This is a genomic window from Faecalibacterium langellae (assembly GCF_002549775.1).
Lineage (GTDB): Bacteria > Bacillota > Clostridia > Oscillospirales > Ruminococcaceae > Faecalibacterium > Faecalibacterium langellae.
In genome coordinates this window covers 1-3,081 of record NZ_NMTR01000026.1, presented here as the reverse complement: position 1 = coordinate 3,081, position 3,081 = coordinate 1, and the positions used below count along the sequence as shown (strand labels likewise).

2 protein-coding genes and 2 pseudogenes are annotated in these 3,081 nt (G+C 38.0%); 1 reads left to right on the top strand and 3 read right to left on the bottom strand.

All coding sequences use genetic code 11. The features are described from left to right. Nucleotides 1-358 (top strand): annotated as a pseudogene (locus tag CGS49_RS13280) (glutamine synthetase); the annotation flags it as partial. A 46-nt stretch (nucleotides 359-404) separates the two neighbouring features. On the opposite strand, the gene CGS49_RS13275 reads toward CGS49_RS13280, so the two are convergent. From CGS49_RS13275 to CGS49_RS14570, 3 genes and pseudogenes are all read right to left on the bottom strand, one after another. Further along, the gene (locus CGS49_RS13275; protein WP_179859092.1) at nucleotides 405-1,661 is read right to left on the bottom strand and encodes an ISL3-like element ISSth1 family transposase; all 1,257 of its coding nucleotides are present in this window, start codon (nucleotides 1,659-1,661) and stop codon (nucleotides 405-407) included. A 68-nt stretch (nucleotides 1,662-1,729) separates the two neighbouring features. Beyond that, nucleotides 1,730-2,415, bottom strand: a pseudogene (locus CGS49_RS13270) (IS6 family transposase). 332 nt (nucleotides 2,416-2,747) lie between these two features. Further along, the coding region (locus tag CGS49_RS14570) for an ATP-binding cassette domain-containing protein (protein WP_143405874.1) at nucleotides 2,748-3,081 on the bottom strand (334 nt) is incomplete at its 5' end.

Genomic DNA, 3,081 nt, shown 5'->3' with positions numbered 1-3,081 from the left:
TGGTATGGGTACACGCTTGGAATTGCGTTCAGTTGACCCAATGGCAAACCCATATTTGGCAATGGCCGTTCTTTTGGAAGCCGGACTTGATGGTATCATTAATAAGATTGAAGCTCCAGCTCCAATTGAAACAAACATCTACTCAATGTCTCCAGAAGAACGTAAAGAGGCTGGTATCATTGATTTACCCTCAACACTACGTAATGCTCTTAAAGCATTGGAAACGGATGAAGTGGTTCGTCAAGCATTGGGTAATCATATCTATACAAACTTCCTTGATGCGAAACGTTTGGAATGGGCAAGCTATGCTACTTTCGTTTCACAATGGGAAATTGATAACTACTTAGATCTGTATTAATAAAATAATTTGGGCTCTTTGTCAACTGTAGTGGGTAGATGAAAAGCTAAATTCTTGAGAGGACCAGTTTGGTCTTCTCTTTTTTAATATTTACTGCCATCAAAATCCGTTTCTTAAAGTTTTCAAAGTTCCTGAAGCCAAAGGCATTTCGCTTAATGACCTTGATGAGATTGTTCGTTGCTTCCAGTTTTGCGTTTGAATACGGCAGTTCGAGGGCGTTGATAATCTTGTCTTTATCTTTCAAAAAAGTTCTAAAAACTGTCTGAAAGATAGGGTGTACGCTGGAACTCGTCTCTTCAATGAGGTCAAAGAAATGGTCCGAGTTCTTCTCTTGGAAATGGAAAAGTAAAAGTTGGTAGAGTTCATAATGTTCTCTCAGTTCTTGAGAGTATGGCAGTAGCTTTTCTAGGATTTCCTTGTTGGTTAAATGCGCACGAAAAGTCGGACGATAAAAGCGTTTATCGTTGAGTTTGCGACTATCTTGTTGGATCAGTTTCCAGTAGCGTTTCAGGGCACGATATTCCTGTGACTGACGGTCCAAATGGTTCATGATTTGAATGCGGATGCGGTTCATAGCACGACTAAGGTGTTGCACAATGTGAAAGCGATCAAGGACAATCTTAGCGTTAGGGAATAATTTTCTGGCGATGTCGTAATAAGGGCTAAACATGTCCATAGTGATGACTTTAACGCGATTTCTATCCTGTCTGGAATAGCGTAGGAAGTGGTTTCTAATCGTTGCTTGCGTGCGTCCGTCGAGGATTGTGATGACTTTTAATGAGTCGAAATCCTGAGCGATGAAACTCATTTTTCCCTTCTTGAAGCCGTACTCATCCCAGCTCATATTCTCAGGCAGCCAATTCCAGTCGGTTTTAAATTGGAACTCATTTAGCTTGCGACTGACGGTTGAGGTAGAGACGGCAAGGCGCTTGGCAATGTCGGTCATAGACTGTTTTTCAATGAGCAATTGAGCGATTTTCTGATAGACGACGGTTGCGATTTGGTGATTCTTCTTGACCAGAGAAGTTTCCGCGACAGCCATTTTTCCGCACTCCTTACACTTGAAACGGCGCTTTTTCAGGCGAATGAGAGTTCGGTAGCCAGCACACTCCAGATACGGGATTTTAGAGGCTTTCTGGAAGTCGTATTTGCCCATCTGTCCCTTGCAGGCAGGACATTTAGGAGACTCGTAATCCAAGTAACCGTGAAGTTCTTTGTGCATTCCCATATCGTATTCATTAGTGATGATAATATTTTTGTCTTTTATTCCAAGAAAATTTGTGATAAGATTTAGTTGTTCCATATGATTCTTTCTAAAATGATGGTTTAGTCGCTTTTCATTATAGGTCATATGGGACTTTTTTTCTACAATCAAAAAGGCTCCATAATCTCCATAGAGGATTTACCCACTACAGAAATTATAGAGCCTCCATTTCTTCGGTTCTTTTTATATATTCCTCGAAGGGTCTCCATACCCTTAATCGTGGAAGAGGCTGTACGGAGACTTTGATAAAATTTATTCCGTCGTTTAGTCGTTTAATAGGTTGATGGTCTTGTTCTATTAAATTGTTAAGATACTTCACAGTTCGGTGATCTGTCTTAGTATATAAACCCACACTCTGTAACTTTCTAAAGGCGGAGCCAAGAGAAGGTGCTTTATCGGTCACAATTGCTTTGGGCTCAACAAACTGTTTATGGAATCGTTTTAAGAAAGCATAGGCTGCTTGCGTATCCCGTTTCTTTCGTAACCAGATATCTAAGGTTACGCCGTCCGCATCAATTGCACGATAAAGATAATGCCAACGTCCCTTAATTTTGATATAGGTTTCATCCATTTTCCATGAATAAAAGGATTTTTTATTTTTCTTTTTCCAAATTTGATAGAGTAGTTTGCCATATTCTTGCACCCAACGATAAATCGTCGTATGAGAAACGTTAATGCCACGATCATATAAGATTTCTTGAACTTCACGATAGCTAAGGTTATAACGAAGATAGTAGCCCACGGCTACAATAATCACATCCTGCTGAGATTGCTTTCCTTTAAAATGATTCATCGTCATTCCTCGTGCTCTCTTTTTCTATTATTCTACCTTATTTGATAGTAGATTTAAAACTTTGCAACAGAACCGCTCATTTCTATAATGACTTCTAAAACAGTAGTATTGACGTTAAGTCTAGTTTTTAGAGTAACAAACGTAGAATTTTAATCTATTTATTTCAAGCACTTACCTTTTCAAATTGATTAGGGGAAAATAAAAAGTTAGCTTTCAATTAGTCTAAAACAGCATAGTATCAGACACTTGCAGAATTCTAACTGTATTTTATTTTCAATACAACTGATTATCAAATGCAATATTTTGGATTGTATTTCAATTTGAACTCTGTGTTAATCACGAAATCTATAATCTTCTAACTTAATAACCTCATCATAATTATCTTTATTGAATTTATGAGCAATTTCAATAATTGTACAATCTTGAGAGTAAATAAGCTGTCGAATCTCTTTGGCATTCGTATCATCCAATGAAGCTGTTACCTCATCAACAAGTAGAATGGGCTTCAATCTAAGCAAAGCTCTGGCAAGTTCCAATTTCATCATTTGACCACCTGATAGATTTTGTCCATCAAGGTATAGTTCAAGATTATTGCCAACTTCCTTAAGAAGATTAACTTTCTGTAACACATCTATTATACTACTGTCTGAAAAATCTTGGAAGAGA